The 22,469-nt window shown below is 70.8% G+C and carries 25 protein-coding genes and 2 pseudogenes; 11 read left to right on the top strand and 16 right to left on the bottom strand.

The window, feature by feature from the left end; translation table 11 throughout:
* Positions 1–118: 118 nt before the first annotated feature.
* From ACZ4XJ_RS25780 to ACZ4XJ_RS25765, 4 genes and pseudogenes are all read right to left on the bottom strand, one after another.
* Positions 119–679: a MarR family winged helix-turn-helix transcriptional regulator gene (locus ACZ4XJ_RS25780; RefSeq protein WP_362884320.1), complete on the bottom strand. Its 561-nt coding sequence runs from the start codon at positions 677–679 to the stop codon at positions 119–121.
* 54 nt (positions 680–733) lie between these two features.
* The gene (locus ACZ4XJ_RS25775; protein ID WP_468497515.1) at positions 734–1,165 is read right to left on the bottom strand and encodes an STAS domain-containing protein; all 432 of its coding nucleotides are present in this window, start codon (positions 1,163–1,165) and stop codon (positions 734–736) included.
* A pseudogene (locus tag ACZ4XJ_RS25770) lies at positions 1,162–1,910 on the bottom strand (cobalamin B12-binding domain-containing protein). The gene ACZ4XJ_RS25775 and the pseudogene ACZ4XJ_RS25770 overlap by 4 nt, the downstream one beginning before the upstream one ends.
* Entirely contained in the window at positions 1,907–3,499 is a 1,593-nt protein-coding gene (locus tag ACZ4XJ_RS25765; RefSeq protein WP_468497514.1) for a PP2C family protein-serine/threonine phosphatase, read from the bottom strand. The pseudogene ACZ4XJ_RS25770 and the gene ACZ4XJ_RS25765 overlap by 4 nt, the downstream one beginning before the upstream one ends.
* Before the next feature lie 435 nt (positions 3,500–3,934).
* On the opposite strand from ACZ4XJ_RS25765, the gene ACZ4XJ_RS25760 reads away from it, so the two are divergent.
* Together ACZ4XJ_RS25760 and ACZ4XJ_RS25755 are read left to right on the top strand one after the other, a co-directional pair.
* A complete protein-coding gene (locus ACZ4XJ_RS25760; protein ID WP_468497513.1) occupies positions 3,935–4,282 on the top strand; it encodes an STAS domain-containing protein in 348 nt (115 codons plus the stop codon).
* Positions 4,283–4,349: 67 nt separating this feature from the next.
* Positions 4,350–4,766: an ATP-binding protein gene (locus ACZ4XJ_RS25755; protein WP_362884313.1), complete on the top strand. Its 417-nt coding sequence runs from the start codon at positions 4,350–4,352 to the stop codon at positions 4,764–4,766.
* A gap of 20 nt (positions 4,767–4,786) precedes the next feature.
* On the opposite strand, the pseudogene ACZ4XJ_RS25750 reads toward ACZ4XJ_RS25755, so the two are convergent.
* Both ACZ4XJ_RS25750 and ACZ4XJ_RS25745 read right to left on the bottom strand, forming a co-directional pair.
* A pseudogene (locus ACZ4XJ_RS25750) lies at positions 4,787–5,109 on the bottom strand (fic family toxin-antitoxin system, toxin component).
* Positions 5,110–5,154: 45 nt separating this feature from the next.
* The gene (locus ACZ4XJ_RS25745) at positions 5,155–5,559 is read right to left on the bottom strand and encodes an aggregation-promoting factor C-terminal-like domain-containing protein (protein WP_319191172.1); all 405 of its coding nucleotides are present in this window, start codon (positions 5,557–5,559) and stop codon (positions 5,155–5,157) included.
* A gap of 735 nt (positions 5,560–6,294) precedes the next feature.
* Here ACZ4XJ_RS25745 and ACZ4XJ_RS25740 point away from each other — a divergent pair.
* Entirely contained in the window at positions 6,295–6,720 is a 426-nt protein-coding gene (locus ACZ4XJ_RS25740) for a subtilase-type protease inhibitor (protein WP_362876151.1), read from the top strand.
* Positions 6,721–6,759: 39 nt separating this feature from the next.
* Here the strand turns inward: ACZ4XJ_RS25740 and ACZ4XJ_RS25735 are convergent, their stop codons facing one another.
* On the bottom strand, positions 6,760–7,338 hold the full coding sequence (locus ACZ4XJ_RS25735; RefSeq protein WP_468497512.1) for a TetR/AcrR family transcriptional regulator: 579 nt from the start codon (positions 7,336–7,338) through the stop codon (positions 6,760–6,762).
* A gap of 356 nt (positions 7,339–7,694) precedes the next feature.
* Here ACZ4XJ_RS25735 and ACZ4XJ_RS25730 point away from each other — a divergent pair, with 356 nt between their 5' ends.
* Positions 7,695–8,927: a hypothetical protein gene (locus ACZ4XJ_RS25730; protein ID WP_468497511.1), complete on the top strand. Its 1,233-nt coding sequence runs from the start codon at positions 7,695–7,697 to the stop codon at positions 8,925–8,927.
* A 143-nt stretch (positions 8,928–9,070) separates the two neighbouring features.
* Here the strand turns inward: ACZ4XJ_RS25730 and ACZ4XJ_RS25725 are convergent, their stop codons facing one another.
* A complete protein-coding gene (locus ACZ4XJ_RS25725) occupies positions 9,071–9,355 on the bottom strand; it encodes a hypothetical protein (RefSeq protein ID WP_468497510.1) in 285 nt (94 codons plus the stop codon).
* A 217-nt stretch (positions 9,356–9,572) separates the two neighbouring features.
* Here ACZ4XJ_RS25725 and ACZ4XJ_RS25720 point away from each other — a divergent pair, with 217 nt between their 5' ends.
* Both ACZ4XJ_RS25720 and ACZ4XJ_RS25715 read left to right on the top strand, forming a co-directional pair.
* Positions 9,573–10,103, top strand: coding sequence for a DUF4383 domain-containing protein (locus ACZ4XJ_RS25720; RefSeq protein WP_362876147.1), 531 nt, complete (start codon positions 9,573–9,575; stop codon positions 10,101–10,103).
* 65 nt (positions 10,104–10,168) lie between these two features.
* Positions 10,169–10,348, top strand: a complete 180-nt coding sequence (locus tag ACZ4XJ_RS25715; RefSeq protein ID WP_468497509.1) for a DUF6480 family protein — start codon at positions 10,169–10,171, stop codon at positions 10,346–10,348.
* 33 nt (positions 10,349–10,381) lie between these two features.
* On the opposite strand, the gene ACZ4XJ_RS25710 is transcribed toward ACZ4XJ_RS25715, so the two are convergent.
* Entirely contained in the window at positions 10,382–10,876 is a 495-nt protein-coding gene (locus ACZ4XJ_RS25710) for a MarR family winged helix-turn-helix transcriptional regulator (protein WP_468497508.1), read from the bottom strand.
* 65 nt (positions 10,877–10,941) lie between these two features.
* On the opposite strand from ACZ4XJ_RS25710, the gene ACZ4XJ_RS25705 reads away from it, so the two are divergent.
* Entirely contained in the window at positions 10,942–13,059 is a 2,118-nt protein-coding gene (locus tag ACZ4XJ_RS25705; protein WP_468497507.1) for an MMPL family transporter, read from the top strand.
* Between the two features lie 31 nt (positions 13,060–13,090).
* On the opposite strand, the gene ACZ4XJ_RS25700 is transcribed toward ACZ4XJ_RS25705, so the two are convergent.
* Positions 13,091–13,291 carry a VOC family protein gene (locus ACZ4XJ_RS25700; protein ID WP_362876143.1) on the bottom strand — a complete coding sequence of 67 codons (201 nt, stop codon included), beginning with the start codon at positions 13,289–13,291 and terminating at the stop codon, positions 13,091–13,093.
* 88 nt (positions 13,292–13,379) lie between these two features.
* On the opposite strand from ACZ4XJ_RS25700, the gene ACZ4XJ_RS25695 reads away from it, so the two are divergent.
* Positions 13,380–13,982, top strand: a complete 603-nt coding sequence (locus tag ACZ4XJ_RS25695) for a DinB family protein (RefSeq protein ID WP_362876142.1) — start codon at positions 13,380–13,382, stop codon at positions 13,980–13,982.
* 146 nt (positions 13,983–14,128) lie between these two features.
* On the opposite strand, the gene ACZ4XJ_RS25690 is transcribed toward ACZ4XJ_RS25695, so the two are convergent.
* Positions 14,129–15,634: a cryptochrome/photolyase family protein gene (locus ACZ4XJ_RS25690; RefSeq protein ID WP_468497506.1), complete on the bottom strand. Its 1,506-nt coding sequence runs from the start codon at positions 15,632–15,634 to the stop codon at positions 14,129–14,131.
* Positions 15,635–15,715: 81 nt separating this feature from the next.
* Positions 15,716–16,345: an HdeD family acid-resistance protein gene (locus tag ACZ4XJ_RS25685; protein ID WP_468497505.1), complete on the bottom strand. Its 630-nt coding sequence runs from the start codon at positions 16,343–16,345 to the stop codon at positions 15,716–15,718.
* A 276-nt stretch (positions 16,346–16,621) separates the two neighbouring features.
* Here ACZ4XJ_RS25685 and ACZ4XJ_RS25680 point away from each other — a divergent pair, with 276 nt between their 5' ends.
* Positions 16,622–17,761, top strand: a complete 1,140-nt coding sequence (locus ACZ4XJ_RS25680; RefSeq protein WP_362876159.1) for an MFS transporter — start codon at positions 16,622–16,624, stop codon at positions 17,759–17,761.
* A 36-nt stretch (positions 17,762–17,797) separates the two neighbouring features.
* Here ACZ4XJ_RS25680 and ACZ4XJ_RS25675 read toward each other — a convergent pair whose 3' ends face one another.
* Complete coding sequence (locus ACZ4XJ_RS25675) at positions 17,798–18,190, bottom strand: hypothetical protein (protein ID WP_468497504.1); 393 nt, start codon at positions 18,188–18,190, stop codon at positions 17,798–17,800.
* 225 nt (positions 18,191–18,415) lie between these two features.
* Here ACZ4XJ_RS25675 and ACZ4XJ_RS25670 point away from each other — a divergent pair, with 225 nt between their 5' ends.
* On the top strand, positions 18,416–18,859 hold the full coding sequence (locus ACZ4XJ_RS25670) for a hypothetical protein (protein ID WP_362876138.1): 444 nt from the start codon (positions 18,416–18,418) through the stop codon (positions 18,857–18,859).
* A 46-nt stretch (positions 18,860–18,905) separates the two neighbouring features.
* Here ACZ4XJ_RS25670 and ACZ4XJ_RS25665 read toward each other — a convergent pair whose 3' ends face one another.
* Both ACZ4XJ_RS25665 and ACZ4XJ_RS25660 read right to left on the bottom strand, forming a co-directional pair.
* Positions 18,906–19,193: a hypothetical protein gene (locus ACZ4XJ_RS25665; protein ID WP_362876137.1), complete on the bottom strand. Its 288-nt coding sequence runs from the start codon at positions 19,191–19,193 to the stop codon at positions 18,906–18,908.
* Positions 19,194–19,362: 169 nt separating this feature from the next.
* Positions 19,363–19,641 carry a GlsB/YeaQ/YmgE family stress response membrane protein gene (locus ACZ4XJ_RS25660; protein ID WP_362876136.1) on the bottom strand — a complete coding sequence of 93 codons (279 nt, stop codon included), beginning with the start codon at positions 19,639–19,641 and terminating at the stop codon, positions 19,363–19,365.
* A 287-nt stretch (positions 19,642–19,928) separates the two neighbouring features.
* On the opposite strand from ACZ4XJ_RS25660, the gene ACZ4XJ_RS25655 reads away from it, so the two are divergent.
* Complete coding sequence (locus ACZ4XJ_RS25655) at positions 19,929–20,807, top strand: SigB/SigF/SigG family RNA polymerase sigma factor (protein ID WP_362876135.1); 879 nt, start codon at positions 19,929–19,931, stop codon at positions 20,805–20,807.
* 49 nt (positions 20,808–20,856) lie between these two features.
* On the opposite strand, the gene ACZ4XJ_RS25650 is transcribed toward ACZ4XJ_RS25655, so the two are convergent.
* Complete coding sequence (locus ACZ4XJ_RS25650) at positions 20,857–22,452, bottom strand: sensor histidine kinase (RefSeq protein WP_362876134.1); 1,596 nt, start codon at positions 22,450–22,452, stop codon at positions 20,857–20,859.
* Positions 22,453–22,469: the final 17 nt, after the last annotated feature.

The following is a 22,469-nucleotide window of genomic DNA, read 5'->3' as shown; positions in this document are numbered from 1 at the left end:
GATGATCAGCAGCAACTCCCCCTGGAAGGAGTAGCCGCCGTCGTAGCGCCCCGGCCCGACGGCCACCACGCTCGACGTCGAGGGCCACGTCCTCGACCCGCCGGGCACGCCGGCCTGGTCAGGAGGTGACGGGGTCGTCGGGACGGGGGAGCGCCGCTCGCTGCCGTGGTGGGGTGCCGGTCAGTTCGAGGGGGGTTTGCTGCCTGGGGAAGGCCGCTGTCGCGTCGATGCCCAGGCGCAGGGCGCCGAGGCCGGTGGCGAGGGCTTGTCGGTGGTCGGCGGGCATGGCGTCGAGGGCGTGGGCGAGCATGTGTTCGCGGCGTTCCCGTATCCGCGTCAGGTGCTCCTCCCCGGCGGGGGTCAACTTCAGCGTGAGCTCGCGGCCGTTGCCCGGACAGGGGTGGCGTTCGAGGAACCCGATGACCTCCAGCCGGTCGCAGAGCCGGGTGATGGAGGGGGCGGCCGCGTCGAGCAGGTGGGCCAAGGCGCGCATCCGGATGCCGGGTTGCCGGCCGACCACGTACATGAGGCGCAGTTGCGAGGCGGAGGCCGGGCCGGCCGAGGCGCCTTGGCGGGCGGCTTCCCACATGACGTCGAGGAGTTCGACGATGTCGCTGACAGAGCGGGCCGCGTCACGGTCGCTTCGGTACGGCCGGGGGAGCGGAGCCGGTACGGGCATCTGTGGTTCCTCACACGAGCGGTTCGCCCGGCGGTGGGTCAGCGCGTGAGTGCTTCAGCTGCTGGGTTCCGGGCGGCCGGATCGGGCCGGTATGGATTCCTCCGAAGCGGTGGACGGTCTCTGCCCCGCGGCGGATCCGGAGTGGCCTCCTGCCTCCGGTGCGTCGAGGTGGTCCAGGGTACCGGTCACCTGCAGCATGCGGTCCAGCTGCGCGGAGCGGTGGTCGAGGTGGAGGCGTACGCCCGCCGCGTCGGTCCGGCGCCGGATCATCAGTAGCACCGACAGCCCGGTCGTGTCGACCGTGGCGAGGTCCGTGCAGTCCAGCCGCAGCCGGCGCAGACCGACGGACTCGGCCAACACGCGGCCGACGGCGTCCAGGAGGAGGTCGCCGCAGTGGCGGTCCAGGGCGCCGCGCAGTTCGAGGGACACGGTGTCGTGGGTGCTGACGCACGTCAGGTGGAGTCGGCTGGAAGGGGTGCTGGTCATGAGTGGGTCCCGGCGGCGGTGAGAGGTGTACGGGTCAGGCGCGCGGAGCCGGATCGGATGATGCCGGCGGCGCGGGGGAAGTCCTTCAGCTCGCGGCCGAGGAGTTCCAACGTGGGCAGGAGGCTGTTCGCGGGGACGCCGCGGGCGGCGAGGACGCCCGCGGTCCACACCAGGAACTCGCCGAAGAGGTCCACGTCATCGGTGTAGAGGGTCGTCGCGAGGCACTCCACGATGTGGGCCAAGTCCTCGGCGGTGTGCTCCCGGGCGAGGGAACCGGAGAGGGCGACGACGTCGGGTCCCGTCCGGTGGATGTGCGTGACGAGGTGGGGTGTGGGGACCTGGCCGCCGAGGTGGTCGACCTGCCGGCGCGCAGGCGCAGCACCTCGGTCAGCAGCCGGGCCGGGAGGCCGGGCCATTCGCCGTCGACGCACGCCCCCGTGATCCCGCCCCGGGTCGGCTCGGTGCGCGCGCGGGGGTGCAGCGCGACGAGGGCCACCGCCCGGTCGTTGATGGCCGTGGCGGCGTGCTCCTGGGCGACGCTGCTCCTGTTGGCGGCCCACTCCTCCCCGACGCGGCCCTGGACGACGGCTATCACATCGAGCAGGACGCCTTCCGGATCCGCGCCGTCGTCGAGCGCCCGACGGACCGTCGTTGCCGCGTCTGGTGCGTTGCCCGGGTGGACGGCCTCCCACAGCCGTTCCGTCAAGTTCTCGAGCGTCGGCGGGTTCGCCGGATCCGTCGTCATGCGGTGAACCTGCCCCGCGTGTGACCGTTCACCGCGCTCAGGTGGTTGGTGCGGGGAGCCGAGATGACGACGACGGCCATGTCGTCGTGCCGGCCGGCCCCCACCCACTGGGAGGCGAGCATCTGGACCCGCTCGACGACGGCCTCGGCGGGCATGCCCGAGCACTCGGTGAGCGCCCGGCGCAGCCGGGCCTCACCGAACATGGTGCCGCCCAACGGTCCGCCGCGGGCCTCGGTGATCCCGTCGGTGTACAGCACGCACGTCTCACCGGGCGCCAGGGTCATCGGCACCGTCGCGGCGGTGACCTCGGGCAGCGCGCCGACCAGCGTGCCCCGGGTGGGCGCCTCCTCGACACTGCCGTCGGTCCGCACGATCAGCGGAGCGGGGTGGCCGGCGCTGGTCAGCCGCAGCTTCACGACGTTGCCCTCGCGGGCGGCGGAGGCCAGCACCATGGTCGCGAAGCGGGCGTTGTGCGTGTTCAGCAGCGAGGTGTTCAGCAGGCTCAACACCCGCTGGTGGTCGTCCGCCATCGGCAGCAGGGCGTGCAGGGTGTTGCGGATCTTCCCCGTCATCACGGCGGCTTCGAGTCCTTTGCCGCACACGTCCCCGAGGACGACGAGGGACGCCTCGCCCTCCACGCCGGACGGGTGGACGTCGTAGAAGTCACCGCCGACGCGCTCGTGGTCCTTGGCGGCCCGGTAGCCGCCCGCGTACTCGACGCCGCAGACGTGGTGCAGCGACGGGGGCAGCAGCTCCCGCATCAGCGTCTCGGTGATGGACGCCTGCTCCGAGTACAACCGGGCCGCCGACATCGCGGCCCCGGCGCGGGCGGCGAACAGTCGGGCGAATACCTCCTCGGCCTCCGTGAACGCGGCGCTCCGGGGCCCGCGCAGCAGGATCAGCGCGCCCGCGGGCACGCCGTGGCCGGGCAGCGGGGTGATCACGATCGACCCGACCTCACCGAAGCCTTCCGGGATCAACCAGGTCGGAGCGGCGTCAGGATCGATCCAGCGGGAGGGCACGGGAGGGAAGCCCTGAAGGGCCTCGCCCAGCCCCGGCACGTCCTCCGGGGCGCCGGCCACCCGGGACGAGGTCGGCGTTCCGCCGCGCAGGCAGGTCACCACCGGCAGCTCGGGACCGTTGGACGGGACGATCACCAGCGCGGCGTCGGCGAGGTGCTCGGAGGCCATCTGAGCCGTGACGTCCATGCACCGCTCCAGGTTCAGGGAGGAGAGGAACAGGTTCGACGACTCGGTGAGGAAGGCGGTGCGCTCACGCTCCATCCGCAGGGCCTCGCGCGCCAGCCGGTGGTCGGTGTCATCGACGAGCCACCACGCCACCGTTTCGTCGCTGCCCGTGGTGGGATGTGCTTCGTAGACGCGATCCCCCACCCGGCCCTGGACGACGCGGTCCGCGACGGAGTCCGGCGGGCGAGGTGCGGGAACGGTGAGCAGGTGACGCGCGTGCGCGTCGGACAGCCAGTTCGGCACGGCGCCGATCAACGCCGATCCCGCGCGCACGTCCGGGAAGACCAGCCCGGCCGCCTCGTTGACGAACACCACGACTGACCGGGCGTCCGCGATGAGCACGGGGTAGGGAGCCTTGCTCCACGGAGAGCCGGGCGCGGTCGGAGGGACTACCTGGGCGAGATTCACCAAACGTTGAAGGTCCGCTGCGCGAACCCCTCACCTCAATTGCCTAGAAGAAGAGATCCTTGCCCCCAGGCAACCATCCTTCATGAACCACTCCCTTGGCAACCGCGCCCCCCTGCCACGCGGGCTCGCACCGCATGTGCATCGAATGGGCCGTTCCGGCCCCCACAAGGGGGCTTCCAACGGCGACAGTCGTATTGATCCGACGGTCGACTGCGCCGCCGGGCAAGGTCGTTGTGCCCCCGGTCGCGAACGCCGGTACCTCCGGTCATCCGTGCGTGTTACGCCGATCATGGTGGTGTGCGGGGGGCCGAACGCGTCGGCGACCATACCGGTGCCGGGGGCCGTCCGGGCGTGTAGGAGAATGCCGGAATGACTGGAGACTCACCCGTGGTCACCGTGGCCGGCCGCGAAGGCATTCCCGTGGTCCACTTTCACGGCGACCTCGACGACGAGAGCGCGCCCGCGGCAGCCCGGGCTCTCGGTGAGGCCGTGACAAGTGGCGCCGATCGCACGGTGGTCGATTTGTCCGGAACCTCCTTCGCGGACTCCTCCATCCTGCACGTCCTGCTCGAAGCCCAGAGGAACCATGCCGCGGCGGGCTCGGCACTGGTCCTCGCCGGCCCCTTCCAGCCGGCCGTCCGCCGCCTGTTCGAGGTCACCGGATCCGTGCTCGCCTTCCGTATGACGGACAGCCTGGAGACCGCGATGACATGCTGAGCGCTCCGCTCCACCGAAGCACGTCAAAGCGGCGTGTTCGTCACGACCAAGGGCTGGCGATGTCGGGATGAACCTGCCCACAACGACCGATGACCTGTCCGACCCCACGGACCGAAGGGGTGACCACGCGCAAGCCGCGGTCACTCCCGCGACCGCACGCCGGCAGGTCACCGAGCTGCTCCGGCAGGCGGGCATCGACCTCGACAGCGTCACGGCCGCGGACGCCCTCCTCGTCACCTCGGAACTCATCACCAACGCGATCCGCCACGGCGGGGGCATCACCCGCCTTCGCACCCGCATCGTGGACGGCGCCCTTCAGCTGTCCGTCACCGACGCGAACTCCCAGGTCCCCTTCGCGCGCCCGGCCGCGCCCGATTACCCGGGCGGCTTCGGCTGGCCGCTGATCCAGCGCCTCGCCGAACGCGTCGAGGTCAGCCCGTTCGCCGACGGCAAGACCATCACCATCGAGGTGCGCCTGAGCTGACCGGCCCGTGCCGGTGGGCGTCAGGTGGTGGTGGGCCGGCTCCGCAGCAGGGCGGCGAGGCCCGACGCCGTGCAAGCGGGGTCGAGCAGCAGGTCCCGGAGGGCGACGGCATCGTCACGGGTGGGTGCGGCGTGAATCCCGGCGGCTTCGAGGTGCATGACACCGGTGGCCGCGGCGACGGCCAAGTGGGAGCGCTCCAGCCGGCGCGGCAACGCCCGAGGGTGTGGACGAGCGCGGCCGCCTTGGCGTCGGGGCCGTCGTACAGCGGCTGCTCGAACAGCTCGGCACGGTGACGGGTTACCGCACACTGGTGGGTGGGTACGCGAAAACGCCCGGCCGGGATTCCGGACGGGCGTGCACGCGCGGGTGTGGGGGCGTTACCGCCGGCTCAGTACCAGTGGTGGGTCTGCCAGAAGTTCCAGGCGCCGACGGGGCTGCCGTAGCGGGAGTTCATGTAGTCCAGGCCCCACTTGATCTGGGTGGCGGGGTTGGTCTTCCAGTCGGAGCCGGCGGAGGACATCTTCGAGGCCGGGAGGGCCTGGACCAGGCCGTAGGCGCCCGAGGAGGCGTTCGTCGCGGTGTGGTTCCAGCCGCTCTCACGCGAAATGATGTTGTTGAATGCCGCGAACTGCGCCGGGTCCTTGATCATCTGCTGGGCGATCGCCTTGGCGCTCGTGGGGGCCGCCTGGGCGGGGACCGTGGCGAGCATCGAGCCTGCGACGCCGAGGGCGACGACGGTGCCCGCGAGGGCCTTCTTCGAGGCGGCGATGCGGCGGATGACGGTGTTCGACACGGGGAACCTTCCACAGGGGACGAGGACGGTCGCGGCATGCCGAGGGCATGCGTGATCCCTTCACGCGGTGGAGAGGGGCTCGTCAGCGGCGGGTGGAGCACCCGTGCCGCCCGGCGACTCATCCAGTTCTACCGACGCCCCACCTGCCTGGCAACGAGCCCTTCTACTACCCGCCCTCGCAGCCGGGGACCGACAGCCCGTCGGCCGGTCCGCGGGCAGGAGGGCGGGCGCGGGCCGGCGCGGAGCGCCGCCGCGGACCTTCGCGGCCTACTATCCGGGCTCGTATGTGACGTGGGTCCTGTGGGACGGCTCACCCCGGAGCCGCCCGAATCTCGCTGAACGTCACCGCTCGTACGCGCTTTCGGGGACGCGGCAGCGGTTGGTGGGCGAGCCGGACGACCGCTATGACCCCCGTCGGCCCGCTTCGTCACCGCATCAATCGCGTCACCCTGCATGGCGGCCCGGTGAATCGCGCGCGGCCGTCACCAGGGCGGGTGGTGTTCGGGCGCAGGTCCTGGCCCGAGGTGGGCCGTGTCCGCGTGCGGTCCGGAGGGGCGGGGCGCACGCCACGAGCTGCGGGGATGGCCGGTGGCGATCCGATATGCGGATGACCTGTCCGTAAAGCGATCCTCGGTTGGTGACCTTCCTTCAAGTCTGGCAGCCTCAAACCTAGTTGAGCACTGCATAAGAGATGCAGCGCCGCAATCAACCTTCGAATCGAAAGCGAGTTCCGTCGTGCGTCACCGCCTAGCGACCGTCTCCGCAGCCGCGCTCCTTTGCCTCGCAGGCGCCACCGGCGCGGCGCAGGCCCAGCCCGCGAGCCTGTACGCCCCCTCGGCCATGGTCTTCACCGTGACCCAGGGCGCGAGCGACACCACCGGCACCGTCCTGCGCGCGACCACCCTCAGCTGCGCCTACACCGCCGAGGGCACGCACCCCGCCCCCCGGGCCGCGTGCGACGCCCTCAACGCCACCGACGGCGAGCTCAACCACCTGCTGGCCGCCCCGGATCCGGACCGGGCCTGCCCGATGATCCACGACCCGGTCACCGTCACCGCGAACGGAGTGCTGCGCGGCCATCACGTCGCGTGGAAGCACACCTTCTCCAACGCCTGCGTGATGTCCGCGACCCTCAACGGCAACCCGGTCTACGCGTTCTGACGTCCCGGAGTCGCAAGTCGCCCGGCCCGTTCGTTCGCGTCAGGCCCCCTCGGGGGTCGGCGCGAACGCGGGCATGAGCGTGGCCAGTACCGACGCCATGTACCCCTCCGGGATGGGGCGCGTACGCAGCAGCCACGTGTGGTAGACCGGGCCGTAGACGAGTTCGACGACGAGTTCGAGGTCGAGGTCGCCCCGGATCTGGCCGGCCGCGCGGGCCGTGGCGAGGCGGGCCACGCACCCGTCGATGGCGACGCGCAGGATGCGCGTGACCCCTTCCGCGGCGGCCTCCTCACTCTGCGCGGCGGCGATCAGGCCGCGCCAGAGCGTGCCGAAGTCCGACTGGAAGAGGCTCATCACGTTGGTGGTCTGGGTGACCAGATCGGCCTGGATGTCGCCGGTGTCGGGGAAGCCGGCGGACGCGTCCCGCGCCGCCTCGATCGCCTCGATGAGGATGGCGGCCTTGGACGGCCACCAGCGGTAGATCGTCGTCTTGCCCACGCCGGCCCGTCCGGCGATGCCCTCGATGGTGGTCGTGGCGAAACCCCGTTCGACACAGAGGGCGACGGTCGCGTCGAGGATGGCCTGACGCGCGTCTTCGTTGCGGATGGCAGGTGGCACGAGTCGATCCTAACGCCACGCAACGCTACGTCTCGTGTTGACAAAGGGTGGCGCGCGCCGGCATCGTGGCGGAACCGCAACGGTTCGTTTCGTATCGATACGTTTGTTGCGCAACGGGGGACGTCGCCGCCACCCTCAGGGGTGGCGGCGACGCACAACTGGAGAGCGGTGCCGTCCGCCGCTTCTCTCGCCTATTCCGAGCTGTTGCCGAGCATCAATCGATCACGGCTCGTCTGTAGCTCCCCACGCCAAGCCGGTGTGTGACTGAGCACTGCAGTTGGCCCCTGAGCGTTCCAGACGAGCGCTGCAGAGGGCCCAACCGCAGCGGACGGAGACATGCGGCAAGATGCGGACGCATGACCCTCTCATCACGTTTCACCATGCCGGGCCAGATCCGGGCTGTGGCCACATCCGACCCCTCCGGGCCACTGACCGTGACCGGCTACGGCCCGAATCCGCTGGCGACCGTCATCACGAGGGTCGACCTTTCAGGCAAGGTGGCGTGGCAGCGGACATACCCTGGGACAGGCAAGCCGCAATCCCGGCTGGCCGCGGACGGCGCGCTGTGGCTCGCCTACCCAGACCGCGACGGTCAGCTCCTGGAAGGTGTTCTGCCGGACGGCTCCACTGGGCCCACCGTCCGCCCGGAGTGCCGCGCCGATGAGGAGATCGGCGCATTCGTCCTCCTCGACGACGGGTTCGTCATTTCCTGGGTCAGCGGCTCCCGCATGGTCCGTAGGGAACGAAGCCGACCCACCTCTGTACCGGAGCCTCGCGTGGCCCGGTACACGAGAGAGGGGGAGTGTCTCTGGTCCACGCCCATTGCGCTCGGTGCGGTGTCGTTCCCGGGCGTGGTGGAGATGGGAGACCGGACCGGATGGGAGGTCCGGCCGCGTAGGCCTTGGGTCCCGGAGGAGATCGGCATTGATCACTGGGAGCCACTGCTCGTATCGGCCGACCGGATCGCAGCCAGCTTCACCGACACACGGGGTGGCATCGGAAGGACGTTCTTCCTCGACCTCGACAGTGGCGAGACCGTCTCGGTCACCGCTCCCGCTCCCACAGGCCGGAAGGCGATAGCTGGCCCTGGCCAGTTCCTGCTCGGATCCCAGGGTTACGGTGCCTTCACGACCGGCCGCTTCGGCCGGGACGGCGTCGAAACCGCGCGTTGGGCCAGCCATGGGGCAATGCTCGTCGACAAGAACGGCGGCGTCCGCGGCCCGGAGCTCGAAAACAGCCTGCCTTCGCGATCACGCTTTCGGCGGCTCGCACCGGACAACAGCCTTGTGGACGGGCCGCCGCTGACGGGTTACTACACGTCCTACCCCGCGATGGACTGCGAGGGAACCGCGGTGTTCTGGCGAGACGGCAAGCTGCTCGCTGTGGACACGGATCTCGCCGGACACGAGCTGTTCGCCATGGATGACAGCCGAGCGGTTATCGGTCGTGCGCTACTGGCGAGCGAAGGCAGTGTCGTTGTCTCCCTGGACAACGAGGTCCTGGTCTTCCGTACACCGCTGGGCTCCCTGGCCGAGGGCCCCTGGCCGTGCGGGGAAGCGAACCTCAGGGGCAATCCTCTCCTGAGCTGAAACTGCCTGCGTGACGGCGAGGAGACTGAAGCTGAGCGTGGAGCCGGCAGGACGGGTCGACTACAAGACTCGTTCACAGGACGCGCTCAACAGCCATGTCGCCTCGCCCTTCAGGCCCGGCCCGCCGCATCAAGGAATCCCGGTCAGACGGCTACCGCGAAGGCGTACTTCCTCCGCGTGCCCGTGCTCGCGTTACGCATCCGAGCCGAGGCGAAGAACCCGTTGACCTCCGGTACCGACCAGCCATCGGCCCGCAGCAGCACCGGCTGTCCCAGCTGCGTACCGTGCGCATGCGCCCACTCCGCCGGCGTCGGCAGACCCGCCGGCACCGGATCAGCCGCGCACCATGAAACCTCCCGCCGCGGGTTGCGCCAATGCACCTGCCACCGCGCCAACGAACCGGCTTCCGCCCCAAGTTCATCGATCATCAACGAGTGAACATACAGCCACTGACAGTCGCTGAAATCCCAGCAACGGTTCCTTGTGGCTAGAGACCTCCGCCGCACCCCTTCGTGGTCGCAGATCCGGGCATCGCCGGGTCGCGGCGAGGTCGATCCGCTGCACAAGCAGTGCAACTTGTCGGCATCCAGCCACGTCGTCATTCTGGTTCTCTCGGGACCGGAGTCATGATCAGTGGGAGTGCCGATGAACCTGCGAGACGAACTCCCCGTCGACCATCCCCTCAGCCGGGTCTACCGGATCGGCGCCGCGCTGTGCGGAGTCCTCCTCCTCGTGTTCGGCTGCCTCGGATTCGCCGACAGCCTGTCCTCCTTCGACACCGCCGGGCGCAGCGTCGCCGGGCTGTCCACCAACGGGTTGCTCAGCGCGATCTCCGTGGTCGTCGGGCTGTTGCTGTTCGTCGCCGCGCTGATCGGGGGAAACGTCGCGTCCAACGTCAACATCGGCGTCGGGGCGCTGTTCGTACTGAGCGGATTCGTCCACCTGTTCCTCCTGGGGCGGCCGGGCAACATCCTCGACTTCGGCATGTCGAACGTGATCTTCAGCTTCCTGATGGGGCTGCTGATCATGACGTTCGGCATGTACGGCCGGGTCAGCGGCGGCCTGGCGCACGACAACCCCTACTGGCAGAAGCGCCATCCCGGCCGGGCCGCCGGCGTCGGTCAAGAGCCCCGGACGGCGCTCACCACCCTCGACGCCCACCTGCCCGGTCGGTGACGGAGGGCCGCGTCGGGCGCGCGACCGAGGTGACTCGTACTACCAGCCGAGGGACGGAGAAGCGCATGTCCATATCCGGAGTACCGCCGGGCGAGACCCCGCCGGCAGAGGGTTCGACCGCGTCCGCGCACCCCGAGCGGGCGGACGGGGGCCTGTGGGAGCACCCGGGGGTGTTCGTATTGCTCATCGTGATCGGGGCCCTGATGGTCGCCGGGTTCTTCATCGCCCGCATCTGGAGTTGGTGACCACCCCTGCGGCATCCCGCCGCCGGCTCGCCCTCAGCGCCGTACGAGGGCGAGCCGGCGGTTCAGCTCGGCCAGGAACCGCACCACGACGTGCAGTTCATCGGCGTCGAACTGGGCCCGGACGGCATCGGTGGACGTGGCCAGCGGACGGAAGTACTCGCGCGCCGCGACCCGGCCCGCCTGCGCGTAGTGCACGTGCACCACGCGTCGATCGTCGGCCGAACGCACCCTGCTGATGTGACCCGCCTTCTCCAGCCGGTCGAGACAGGCGGTCACCGCGCCGGACGTCAGGTTCATCCGCGTGCCCAGCCGCCCGGGCGTCATCGGTCCGGCGTCCTCCTCGTGCTCCGCGTCGAGCACCGCGATGAGCGCCTGCACGTCGGTCAGGTGCAGCCCCTGCGCCTGCGCGAACTCCTGGGAGATCCGGTTGAACTCCGCGTTCAGCGCGCGCAGCAGTACGGCGAAGGACTGCAATCCGATCGGGTCATCGCACGGAAGTACGGGCAGGGGCGTGTCGGCGCTTGGCATGGCACCAGCATATGATCTCTCGATGATTGAGATACTTCATCATTGAGTAACTTGGGGAGACCTTGATGACGCACACACCGCGATGGGCCCGCTGGCTGGTACCAGTCGTATTGCTGGTGATCTGGCTCGGCATCGGCGGAACGCTCGGTCCCTACGCGGGCAAGCTCGGCGAAGTGGCCACGAACGACCAGGCCGCCTTCCTGCCGCAGAGCGCCGAATCCACGCAGGTGGTCGAAGCGCGCAAGGACTTCGAGCGCTCCGAGTCGGTCCCGGCGATCGTCGTCTGGCAGGCTCCCGGGGGCGGCGCCGTCACCGACGGACAGCAGCAGGCGGCGGGGCGTGCCGTGGCCGCCCTCGCGGGGCGCGAGGGCGTCACCTCCGCGCCGTCCCCGGCCCTGCGCTCCGACGACGGCTCGGCCCTGCAGGCCGTGGTGCCCCTGGCCCCCGACCTCGGCGAGGAACTGCCCGCCGTCCTGGACGACGTGCGCGCCGCCGCGCGGACCGTACCCGGACTGAGCGCGAGCGTCGCCGGACCGGCCGCCACCCAGGCCGACCTCGCCGACGCCTTCGCCGGCATCGACGGGCTCCTGCTGGGCGTCGCGCTCGGCGCCGTCCTGCTGATCCTGCTGCTCGTCTACCGCAGCCTCCTGCTGCCGCTCGTGATCATCATCAGCGCCGTGTTCGCCCTCGGCCTCGCCTGCGCGGTCGTCTACGCTCTGGCGGACCACGGCGTCGTGCGGGTCGACGGCCAGGTCCAGGGCATCCTGTCGATCCTGGTCATCGGCGCCGCCACCGACTACGCACTGTTGCTGGCCGCCCGCTTCCGGGAGGAACTCGCCGCCCGCGACGACCGGACGGCCGCCGCCGTGGCGTCGCTCCGCCGCTCGGCGGGCGCGATCACCGCCAGCGCCGCCACCGTGGCCCTCGGCCTGCTCGCCCTGCTGGCCAGCGACCTGACGAACAACCGGGCCCTGGGGCCGGTCGGCGCCATCGGCATCGTCTGCGCGGTCCTGTCCACCCTGACGTTCCTGCCCGCCGTCCTCGTCCTCCTCGGCCGCGCCGCGTTCTGGCCCGCCACGCCGAAGCCGGCCGACGCCACCGCGGAGGGCCACCGGCTCTGGCGCCGCGTCGCCGGCCTCATCGACCGGGCGCCGCGCCGCGTCTGGGTGTCGACGACCCTGCTCCTGGTCGTCCTCGCCGCCTTCGCGCCGACGCTCAACTCTCGGGGCGTCCCCCTCGACGAGATCTTCGTGAAGGACGCACCCTCCGTCGCCGCGCAGGAGACTCTCGGCCGGCACTTCCCCGGCGGGTCGGGACAGCCCGCGGTGATCATCGTGGACGCGGCCAAGGCCAAGGAGGTGGAAGCGGCGGTCCGGGGGACCGACGGAGTCGCCTCCGCCGCGCCCGTCACCGCCGCTGGTCGCCCCGGCGGCGGCGAGCCGCTGGTCGTCGACGGCAGGATCCGCATCGACGCCACCCTCACCGCGGCCGCCGACAGCGACGCCGCGAAGAACACCGTCGCCGAACTCCGGAGCCGCGTCCACGCGGTGCCCGGAGCGGAAGCGCTGGTGGGTGGCTACACCGCCCAGAAGTACGACACCGAGCAGACGGCGGCCCGCGACCGGACCCTCATCGTCCCGATCGTCCTCGCCATCATCCTGCTGATCCTCGTCCTGCTCCTGCGCTCCCTCCTGGTCCCCGTCCTGCTCGTGGCCACCGTGGCCCTCAACTTCCTGGCCACCCTCGGCGTTTCCGCGCTGGTCTTCCAGCACCTGCTCGGGTTCAGTGGCACGGACGCCTCCGTGCCCCTGTACGGATTCGTGTTCCTCGTCGCCCTCGGCGTCGACTACAACATCTTCCTCATGTCCCGGGTCCGCGAGGAAACCCTCACCCACGGCGTCCGGCAGGGGGTGCTGCGCGGCCTGACCACCACCGGCGGCGTCATCACCTCGGCCGGCGTGGTGCTGGCCGCCACCTTCGCCGCCCTCATGGTCATCCCGCTCGCCTTCCTCTTCCAGATCGCCTTCATCGTCGCCTTCGGAGTCCTCCTCGACACCCTCGTCGTCCGTTCCCTCCTCGTGCCCGCCCTCGTGATCGACATCGGGCCGAAGAGCTGGTGGCCCAGCTCCCTCGCCCGGGACGGGCACGCCAAGACAGCGGGGGCGGACGCGGCGAAGCCGTAGCGGCCGAGCCACCGGATCCGTACGGGGCCGGTCAGCGCTGACCCAACACGTTGATCACCCGGCCGTTGGGATCGCGGACGAAGAACCGCCGCACGCCCCCGGCTCGCCGGCTCGCCGGCTCGGCTTCGGACCGGACGTTGGGCACTCCGAACGTGAAGGGGCCGGGCGGCACGACCCGGCCGCCCGGCCCCATGGTCTCCCGTGGCGCCGGGCGGACGCGGGAAATCGACACGTGCGTGCTCCCCCGCAGCGCGCGGGCGCCTACCAGGTGTCCGTGAAACCGAGCGACCGCCGGCGGCCGGTGGTGCGAGACTCACCCCATGAAGCCCAACGATCCCAAGGACGACCTGCACCGCTACCTCGACGCGGCACGCGATGCCCTCATCTGGAAGCTGGACGGATTGTCCGAGTACGACATCCGACGCCCCCTGACGCCGACCGGCACCAACCTCCTCGGCCTCGTCAAACACCTCGCCTGTGGCGAACTCGGCTACTTCGGCCCGACCTTCGGCCGCCCCCACACCGAATCCAACCCCTGGGAAGAGGAGGACTCCGAGCCCAACTCGGACATGTGGGCCACCGCCGACGAATCGCGCGAGGACATCGTCGACCTCTACCGCCGGGCCCGGGCGCACGCGGACGCGACGATCGAGGCACTGCCGCTCGACGCGATGGGCCACGTCGCGTGGTGGGACCAGAACGCCGACGCGACGCTCCAGCGCGTCATGCTGCACATGACGGCCGAGACGCACCGCCACGCCGGCCACGCCGACATCGTCCGCGAACTGATCGACGGCAAGGTCGGCATGCGGGAGACCAACGACAACATGGACGGTGGTGACGCGGCCTGGTACGAGGAGTACCGGGCGAGGCTGGAGGCGTCTGCCAAAGAAGCCTCCGCCAAAAGGGCCTCCGCCAAGTAAACGTCCGCCGGAGCGGCCCGGGACGAACGCCGGGCTGAGCCGAAGCTGAGCCTGCCGGCGGCGACGGAACCGCAGAAGGACGCCGTGGCCCACACCGGGCGACCCCGGGGGCGCCCCGGTGGTACGGGAGAGGCCCTGCCGCGTCCTCAGGGCGGGGAGGCGCCCGCTTCGCGATGGGCGCGGACGAGCTGGTCCAGATCACCGAGTCGGTCCAGACCGCTCACGGCCCGGGCCATGCGGGGGTTCCCCTCCAGCCGGGCGCGGTGCCGGTCGAGGAAGCTCCAGTAGCCGATGGTGTAGGGGCAGGCACGTTCGCCGGTACGGTCGGTGGGCCGGTACCGGCAGCCGCCGCACAGGTCGCTCATCCGGTGGATGTAGGCCCCGCCCGAGGTGTAGGGCTTGGTGGTCATCAGTCCGCCGTCCCCGTACTGGGACATGCCCACCACGTTCGGCAGCATCACCCAGTCGTAGCCGTCCACGAACGACCGGTGGAACCAGTCCGTCACCTCGACCGGGTCCCAGCCCCGCTGGAGGGCGAAGCTGCCGAGGACCATCAGGCGGGGGATGTGGTGTGTCCAGCCCGTGTCCCGGACCTGTGTCAGCACGCTCGACAGGCAGCGGGCCCGCACGGCGTCCGCGTCCAACTCCCGGAACCACGCGGGTACCGGTGCGGTGTGCCGCAGGGCGTTGCGGTGCCGGTAGTCCTCGCCCAGGTGCCAGTAGAGGTGCCACACGTACTCGCGCCAGCCGCACACCTGCCTGATGAACCCCTCGGCGCTGTTGAGCGGCACGTGCCCGGCCCGCCACGCGTCCTCGGCCCGGGTCACGCACTCCCACGGGTCGAGGAGACCGAGGTTGAGGGAGGAGGACAACAGGCTGTGGCTCATCACGGGGTCGCCGGCCAGCATCGCGTCCTCGTGGGCGCCGAAACCGGCGAGGCGGTGCGTGATGAAGTGATCGAGGGCGGCCAGCGCCTCGCGACGGCTCGCGGGGAAGAGCCGGGGACCGTCGCGGCCCACGAAGGTGATGCCCTCCTCCCGTTCCCAACGGTCCAGATCCCGCCGGACCTCCTCGTCGATCCCGTCCTCCCGGGGCCGGTACGGGGCCGGCGCGCCGAGCGTCTCCCGGCCCCGGGGCGGGGGCTCGCGGTTCTCGTGGTCCAGGTTCCAGCGGCCGCCCGCCGGCCGGTCCCCGTCCATCAGGATGTCGTGGGCGCGCCGGGTGTTCTCGTAGAAGTTCTCCTGGAGCCGCCGTCGGCCCGTCTGCCGCGCCGCCCAGTCGGCGAACTCGCGGTGACCGACCAGGTACCCGCGGGCGGGGTGGACGGTGACCTGTGGCAGTGAGGTGACCAGGGCGAGGGCCGCGCGCGAGGTCGGATGGTGAACGGAGACGGGATCGGTGCCGGCGGCCCGCGCCAGACCCTCCCGGTAGGTCTCCGCGGCGACGTACCGCGCGCTCGCGCCGAGATCGGCCGCCCGGTGCCGCATGGCGCTGAGGATCAGGTGGGCCTTGGCCCGGTGGAAGCGCCGACGTCGGAACACGGCCCGGGACTCGATCAGCAGCCACCGGGTGTTCCTCGGCGGCCCGCCGGTGGCCGTGGCGGTGAAGTGCGGGCCGAGTTGGTCGCCGAACAGCCAGTGCACATGGCTCATGCCCTCATCCAACCAACCGGTCGCGGTCCGACGGCGGCCGACACGGCCGCACCGGGGCGGCGGACGCGGCGGGACCGAGGGCTACGGGACGACATCCCCACCGCCGGCCGCATCCGCGTTCCGGCGGGTGGTGGAACGCAGCGCGAGCGCCATCACCACTTCGAACACGCCGAGCAGGACGAGCCACAGCCCGAGGAGTCGCGTCAGAGCGATCGCGGAGTTCACCGGGAAGCAGAGCACGACGATGCCGGCGACGGCTCCGAGCAGGCCCACGCCGAGGAGCATGCCGCGGTGGACCAGCGCGCGATCGGCGATCGCGACGTACGCGGTGAGGACTCCCGTCAGCAACCAGAAGACCCCGACGATCAGCGACAGCGCGCCGATGGTCTGCATGGGGTGCCGCAGGACCAGGACGCCCGCCAGGAACGCCAGCAGGGCGATGAGGACGCCGGCCAACCGGCTGTTGCCGCGGTCGTCGCTGTGGGAGAACGCGGTCACGAACCGGAAGCCGCCCGCGACCAGCAACTGGAGCCCGATGATCACGGCCAGGATGTGCAGCGTCTCGTCGGGCCAGACGAGGACCAGGATGCCGGGGATCAGGGTCGCCAGTGCGAATCCGAGGGCCCAGTGCCAGGAGCCGCCGAGCTGTTTCAGGAAGTCCTCGGGGTCGCCGTGCGTGTACTGCGGGGCCGTGTCGGGGGATCCGGTCATCACGCCTCCCGGGCGGGCCGGCTGCTCGCGGGGGAACCCCGGAGCTGCCGGAAATGACATGGTTGATCGTGGATTTTCATAGTAGGTCGCGGTGTGGTGGCTCGCCGCGCCGACGGACGAGCGCCCACGTTCGGCCACGTCCCCCGGTCGCGGCAGGTCTGCCGCGCGGTAGACCTGTACGGCGCAGTTCTACGTGCCGCTCGGGGCCGCGCCGGCTTGACTTGGGGCGTGGACAGCGAACAGCAGCCTTCCGCCGTGGCGTACCGGAATCTGATCATGGCGACGGTGGGGTTCGGGCTCACCTTCTGGGCGTGGGACCTGATCGCTCCGCTGGCCGCCGGGTACAAGGACCGGCTCGGCCTCAGCTCGTTCCAGCAGTCCTTGCTCGTCGCGATCCCGGTCCTGGTCGGCTCCGTGGGACGCATCCCGGCGGGCGCCCTGACCGACCGCTACGGCGCCCGGCTGATGTTTCCGCTGGTGTCCGCGCTCACCATCGTGCCGGTGCTCCTGCTGATCCCGGTCAAGGACGACTTCGTCCTGCTCCTGGTGGTCGCCCTCCTGCTCGGCCTGGGCGGGACCACGTTCGCGATCGGTGTCCCGCTGGTCAATTCCTGGTTCCCGCCCGGGCGGCGCGGCTTCGCGCTGGGCGTCTTCGGCATGGGCACCGGAGGCGTCGCCCTCTCGGGCTACTTCACCCCGCGCATCGCCGCGCACGGCGAGAACCTGCCCTTCGTCGTGGTCGCCGGCGCCCTCGCGGTGTACGCGGTGCTCGCCGCGATCCTGATCACCGACCGCCCCGGGCGCCCGGTGCCCGGCGCCCCGCTGATCTCCCGGCTCCGGCAGGCGGGCGGGCTGAGGGTGACGTGGGAGTTGTCGGCCCTGTACGCCATCGGGTTCGGGGGAGTGGTGGCGTTCGGCGTCTACCTGCCGACGTACCTGAAAACCTGGTACGAGCTCACCCCGACCGACGCCGGCACCAAGGCGGCCGGCTTCGCCCTGGTCACCGTGATCTTCCGACCCATCGGAGGTCGGCTGTCGGACCGCTTCCACCCGGCCCTCGTCACGGCCGCGGCCCTGGCGGTCGTCGCCCTGTTCGCCGTGGTGCAGGCCTTCGACCCGCCCCTCGCCCCCGTCGGCACCTGCGCCCTGTTGTTGATGGCGGCCGGACTCGGCACGGCCGGCGGCAGCGTCTTCGCCCTCGTCTCCCAGGTCACCCCACAAGCGCAGGTGGGCAGCGTCACCGGCATCGTGGGTGCCGTCGGCGGCCTCGGTGGATTCGTACCACCGCTGCTGATGGGCGCCATCCACAGCGCCAAGGGCTCGTACTCGATCGGCTTCATGCTGCTGTCCGACCTCGCGCTCGCCGGCTGCGTGTACGCGTACGGCCGCATGCGCACGCTGCGCGCGAACCGGTGAGCCCCGCGCCACCCCTTCGGGACCGCTCGGGAGTCCCTACGGAGCCGGTGTCCGGGACGGGTCGGCGGCCCGCTGGTCCTGGACGGCGCGGTCGAGGGCGGTGACGATCCGTGAGAACGCCTCCGGTGTCGCGGGGGCGTTGAAGGCGTGGTGGGCGGTGCGGCCGTGGTGGTGGAGCAGGAGGGTCCAGGGGCGGTGGGCGACGCGGATCACTTCGGCAGGCGGTGCGCCGGAGTGGACGGCGATCGTGTGGTCCAGGCCGTCGATGCGGTAGACCAGCCCGTGCGTGACGGCCCGGTCGGCCTGCTCGGGGTGCCAGCAGAAGCGGGTGGCCGCGTCGTCGAGCCCGTCGAAGCGGTGCAGTGCGTGGAGGTGGTCCAGTGCGTGTTCGTGGAGGTCCTGGTGGCGCTGCTGCACCCATAAGGCCATCGGCCGTTTCCCGTCTCGATCTCCGCCCGTACGGGGGTATTGAACAACGGTCAGTACGGGTCGCCCCGGTTACGTACCGGTACAGTCCGAAACCGGACCCCGGCAGGCGCGAAAGCGGTCCGTCCCCGACCGTCCGTCCCTCGCCCACCCGTTCGGTGGGGCCGTCGTACGCCGCTCGGTCCAACCGACCGCTCGGCCCGCCGCTCCCCGGGCAGGACTCCTCCCATGGACAGCAATCGCGAGATGGACCCGGCACACCGGACGCCCGAGGGCGTCGACGAGAAGACGGTGCGCGCCCTGGGCGCGCTCTCGAAGGCGCTGGAGACGACGGAGCGGGCCCGCGGCCACCTCTACGGTTTCCACCAGTTGACCGGGACGGCGGACTTCGAACTCGGCGACGCGGTCCGGCTGCTGCGCGAGGCGGGCCACGAGGAGCACGCCCGGCGGGTGGAACGGGAGATCGTGGGCCGCAACGTGATCCCGGGCCACTGGACGTTCCAGATCGTCGAGGCGTACAACTCCACCTACTACCGGCCCTTCGCGGAGGTGGAGCGCGACATCGTGGAGGAGGTCGTCGGCGGCCGCGACCATCTCCTGGAGGCCCGGCTCAAGACGATCCGCCGCACTCAGGGGCACCCGCACCACACCGCGACGCCGTCCGACTCCTGATCCGGGGCGAGGTGCGGTTCCCGCGCGCGCCAGTGCTGTGACCGCACTAGGCGGCCAGCGGTGCCAGGAACGGGGTCCGCTCGTGCTGGGCCAGGCGGTCCCGGTGGGCCTGCCTGCGTGCGGCGTGCACGCTCCGCCGCGCCCTGCACAGTTCGCCGGCCGGTACGTGACAGGTCGTGCACGGTACCGCGTACACGCCGTGCCGGAAGCGGCGGTGCGTCTCGTACACGGCGTCCAGCATCGCGTCGAGTCCTACCGGGTAGGCCGGCGGGGCGGGCGTGCGGACGGCTGCCCTCGGCGACTGACGGGGGAACGGGGCCGGGATGGGGCTCATGGAGGTGCGGCTCCTTGTGCGGCGGCGGCGTACGTGAACGGGCGTCTGCTGTCCCTGTTCCCCGTTTTCCGCGGTTCAAGATCTTCACGGGTGAGAAGCCTCCCGCCGACGGCATCTGCCCGGCCCCCTCGGTGAGGGGGCCGGGCAGAGAAGTCGACGGAGGACCCGGTCAGCCGTGGCGGTGCCCGCGTCGGTTGCCGGTGACCAGGCGGTAGACGATCAGGAGGATGACGGAGCCGATGATGGCGGCGATCCAGGTGGAGAGGTGGAAGAAGCCGTCGATGGAGTCGACGCCGAATATGACCTTGCCGAGCCAGCCGCCGAGCAGACCGCCGGCGATGCCGATGAACATCGTGATGATGACGCCGCCCGGGTCCTTGCCCGGCATCAGAGCCTTCGCGATGAAGCCGGCGAGCAGGCCGATGAGGATCCAAGCGATGATGCCCACGATGTTTCTCCTACGTTGCGAATGAAGCCGGTGTCAGGCTGCTTCTGCACCCGCCACGCGCTTTGAAACGGGCGCCGCGCGGAAACGGGACGTTCGCACCGGGAGTAGGGGCCGAAGGACCCGGCCGAGCCCTCGCCGCGTACACGGCAACCGAACTCATGAAACTCGTTTCGCGTATTTCTTGACTGGTGTGGGTGTCAGGCGTAAAACTCTGGGTGCGTCAGCACGGACAGCAGCGTCCCGGGGGGTGACCTCGGCGACGGATACAACTCACTCGGGGAGATGAAATGGACACCCTCACCACCCACGCGCCGGCCGGAACGGGCGAAGCGGTGACGGAGACCACGCATCTCCTCGAAGCGTTGCCCCGCGTCGCGGACCCCCGTGAGGTCGCTCCCGAAGACGCCCGGGCCCTTTCCAAGACCTTCTTCGAGCGGCTCCGTACTCTCGACGAGGGCACTCACGAGCGTCAGTACGTCCGCAACACGCTGATCGAGATGAACCTGTCCCTGGTCCAGTTCGCGGCCCGCCGGTTCCGCAACCGCACCGACGGTACGGACATCGAGGACATCATCCAGGTCGGGACCATCGGTCTGATCAAGGCCATCGACCGGTTCGACCCCACCCTCGGCAACGAGTTCGCGACGCTCGCCCTTCCCTACATCACCGGGGAGATCAAGCGGCACTTCCGCGACACCACCTGGGCCGTGCGCGTGCCGCGCCGCCTGCAGGAGCTGCGCATCGCACTGGCGCGCGGCAAGGAGGACCTGCATGCCGTCCTCGACCGCGCGCCGACCGTCCGGGAACTGGCGGAGCACCTGGAGATCACCGACGAAGAGGTGATCGAGGGCATGGTCGCCGCCAACGGCCACTCCAGCCAGCCCCTGGAGCAGGAGGCGGACGATTCCACCGCGGCCGCCGCACGGCCGCTCGCCGAGATGCTCGGCAGCGAGGATCCCGCGATGGAGCTCTTCGAGGACTTCCGCACCCTCGCCCCGCTGCTGAGCCAACTCGAAGGCCGCGACCGGCTCATCCTGCAGATGCGCTTCGGCGACGAGATGACGCAGGCACAGATCGGGGAGCGCCTGGGCATCTCCCAGATGCAGATCTCCCGCATCCTCACCCGCACCCTGAACCGGCTCCGCGAAGGCATGCTCGCCGACTGACCCCGCCCCGCGGTCGCGGAGCCGGCGCCCCCGACGGGGCAACGTCCCCTCAGGCCTGCCCGTCGGCCGCTCCGGTCGGTGCGAACGGGTCGTGAACCGTGGGCGGTTCCTGCGCGAGCGTGAACTCGATGCGGGTGCCGTCGCGGTGGTCCGGGTCGACCGCGATGGTGCCGCCGTGGAACTCGACGATCTTCTTGCACATCGCCAAGCCGATCCCGCTGCCGGAGTAGGCGTCCTTCGTGTGCAGCCGTTGGAAGATGACGAAGACCTTCTCGGCGTACTCCGGAGCGATGCCGATGCCGTTGTCGGTCACCGAGAACCGCCACAGCGCTCCGTCGAGGGCCGCGGACACGTGGATCTCCGGAGGTGTTCCCGGCCGGTGGAACTTGATGGCGTTGCCGATCAGGTTCTGCCAGAGCATCCCCATCTGCGTGGGGTCCGCGACCAGCGTGGGAAGGGGATCGTGGGTGATCACGGCCCCGGTTTCCTCGATGCCGACGCTGAGGGAGGAAAGCGTCCGGGTGAGGACCGCGTCCAGGTCGAGGCTCTGGTGGGTGTGACCGACGCGGCCGACGCGGGAGAACCCCAACAGGTCGTTGATCAGCGTCTGCATGCGGTTCGCGCCGTCGACCGCGTAGTCGATGTACTGGTCCGCCTTCGCGTCCAACTGCCCGCCGTAGCGCCGCCGCAGGAGCTGGGTGAAGCTGGAGATCTTCCGGAGCGGCTCCTGCAGGTCGTGCGAGGCCACGTACGCGAACTGCTCCAGCTCGGCGTTGGACCGCTTGAGGTCGGCGGCCTGCGCGTCGAGAGCCCGGCGGGCCTCCTCGGTGAAGGCGAGCTCCTGTACGAGGCGCAGGCGCATGGAGTCGATCTCCGCGCCGAGGCGGCGCAGATCGGCCGGACCCGTCGGTGTGATGGGGTGCTCGAAATCGCCGCCGGTGACCCGACGGGCATCGGTTCCGAGCAGCCCGAGGGGCGCCGTGATGCCGCGCCGCAACCCTTCGAAGACCAGTCCGGCGACGAGGAGGATCACCAGGGCGATGGCGCTGAAGACCCAGTTGCGCAGGACCACGACGCCCGCGAGGTCATCGCGCACCTTCGCCCGGTCGGCCCGGAGTTGCTCCTGCTGACCGGCCATAGCCGTCCGCAAGGCGTCGAAGGAGGCCTTGCCCTCCTCGGCGCGCCCGGCGTCCAACCGCGGGGGCGCCCCGGGCGCGGTGGCGGCGACCGGACCGGCGATCCTGTCCTGCCACGTCCGAGCGGCCCCCTCGACGGCCCGGAGGTCCCGCAGCCCCGGCTCGTTGCCGGCCAGCAGTCGGGCGAGCCCGTCGGCGGAGGCCTTCTCGTCCTTCAACCCCTGCTGGTAGGGGGCCAGGAAGTCAGGGCTGCCGGTCGCACCGTAGCCGCGGATGCCCGTCTCCTGGTTCAACAGCGCCGCTTCCAGCCGGATCGCCATCATCAGGGCCGGCGACCGCACGTCCACCAGCTCGTCACTGATGGAGGCCGTCCGCCCCAGCACCCACGCCCCGGTCAGCCCGAGCAGGGCGAGGACGGCCAAGGTCGCGGAGACCCCCACGCGCAGCCAGCGGCGCGTGGTCCACGAGGACAGGCCCCGGGCATCGGGCAGCCCTTCAACTCCGGTCATTTCCTGCGCCCCTCCAC

It is taken from the genome of Streptomyces sp. NPDC029836 (assembly GCF_055574495.1).
This window is presented reverse-complemented; position numbering and strand designations above follow the sequence as displayed.

Coding starts and splice junctions, on each gene's coding strand:
- ACZ4XJ_RS25715 (WP_468497509.1), top strand. CDS start 10,169: ATGTCCATATCCGGAGTACCGCCGGGCGAGACCCCGCCGGCAGAGGGT.
- ACZ4XJ_RS25780 (WP_362884320.1), bottom strand. CDS start 679: ATGCCCGTACCGGCTCCGCTCCCCCGGCCGTACCGAAGCGACCGTGAC.
- ACZ4XJ_RS25695 (WP_362876142.1), top strand. CDS start 13,380: ATGAAGCCCAACGATCCCAAGGACGACCTGCACCGCTACCTCGACGCG.
- ACZ4XJ_RS25655 (WP_362876135.1), top strand. CDS start 19,929: ATGGACACCCTCACCACCCACGCGCCGGCCGGAACGGGCGAAGCGGTG.
- ACZ4XJ_RS25670 (WP_362876138.1), top strand. CDS start 18,416: ATGGACAGCAATCGCGAGATGGACCCGGCACACCGGACGCCCGAGGGC.
- ACZ4XJ_RS25680 (WP_362876159.1), top strand. CDS start 16,622: ATGGCGACGGTGGGGTTCGGGCTCACCTTCTGGGCGTGGGACCTGATC.
- ACZ4XJ_RS25760 (WP_468497513.1), top strand. CDS start 3,935: ATGACTGGAGACTCACCCGTGGTCACCGTGGCCGGCCGCGAAGGCATT.
- ACZ4XJ_RS25755 (WP_362884313.1), top strand. CDS start 4,350: ATGAACCTGCCCACAACGACCGATGACCTGTCCGACCCCACGGACCGA.
- ACZ4XJ_RS25710 (WP_468497508.1), bottom strand. CDS start 10,876: ATGCCAAGCGCCGACACGCCCCTGCCCGTACTTCCGTGCGATGACCCG.
- ACZ4XJ_RS25705 (WP_468497507.1), top strand. CDS start 10,942: ATGACGCACACACCGCGATGGGCCCGCTGGCTGGTACCAGTCGTATTG.
- ACZ4XJ_RS25725 (WP_468497510.1), bottom strand. CDS start 9,355: ATGATCGATGAACTTGGGGCGGAAGCCGGTTCGTTGGCGCGGTGGCAG.
- ACZ4XJ_RS25665 (WP_362876137.1), bottom strand. CDS start 19,193: ATGAGCCCCATCCCGGCCCCGTTCCCCCGTCAGTCGCCGAGGGCAGCC.
- ACZ4XJ_RS25720 (WP_362876147.1), top strand. CDS start 9,573: ATGAACCTGCGAGACGAACTCCCCGTCGACCATCCCCTCAGCCGGGTC.
- ACZ4XJ_RS25775 (WP_468497515.1), bottom strand. CDS start 1,165: ATGACCAGCACCCCTTCCAGCCGACTCCACCTGACGTGCGTCAGCACC.
- ACZ4XJ_RS25690 (WP_468497506.1), bottom strand. CDS start 15,634: ATGAGCCATGTGCACTGGCTGTTCGGCGACCAACTCGGCCCGCACTTC.
- ACZ4XJ_RS25675 (WP_468497504.1), bottom strand. CDS start 18,190: ATGGCCTTATGGGTGCAGCAGCGCCACCAGGACCTCCACGAACACGCA.
- ACZ4XJ_RS25685 (WP_468497505.1), bottom strand. CDS start 16,345: ATGACCGGATCCCCCGACACGGCCCCGCAGTACACGCACGGCGACCCC.
- ACZ4XJ_RS25650 (WP_362876134.1), bottom strand. CDS start 22,452: ATGACCGGAGTTGAAGGGCTGCCCGATGCCCGGGGCCTGTCCTCGTGG.
- ACZ4XJ_RS25730 (WP_468497511.1), top strand. CDS start 7,695: ATGACCCTCTCATCACGTTTCACCATGCCGGGCCAGATCCGGGCTGTG.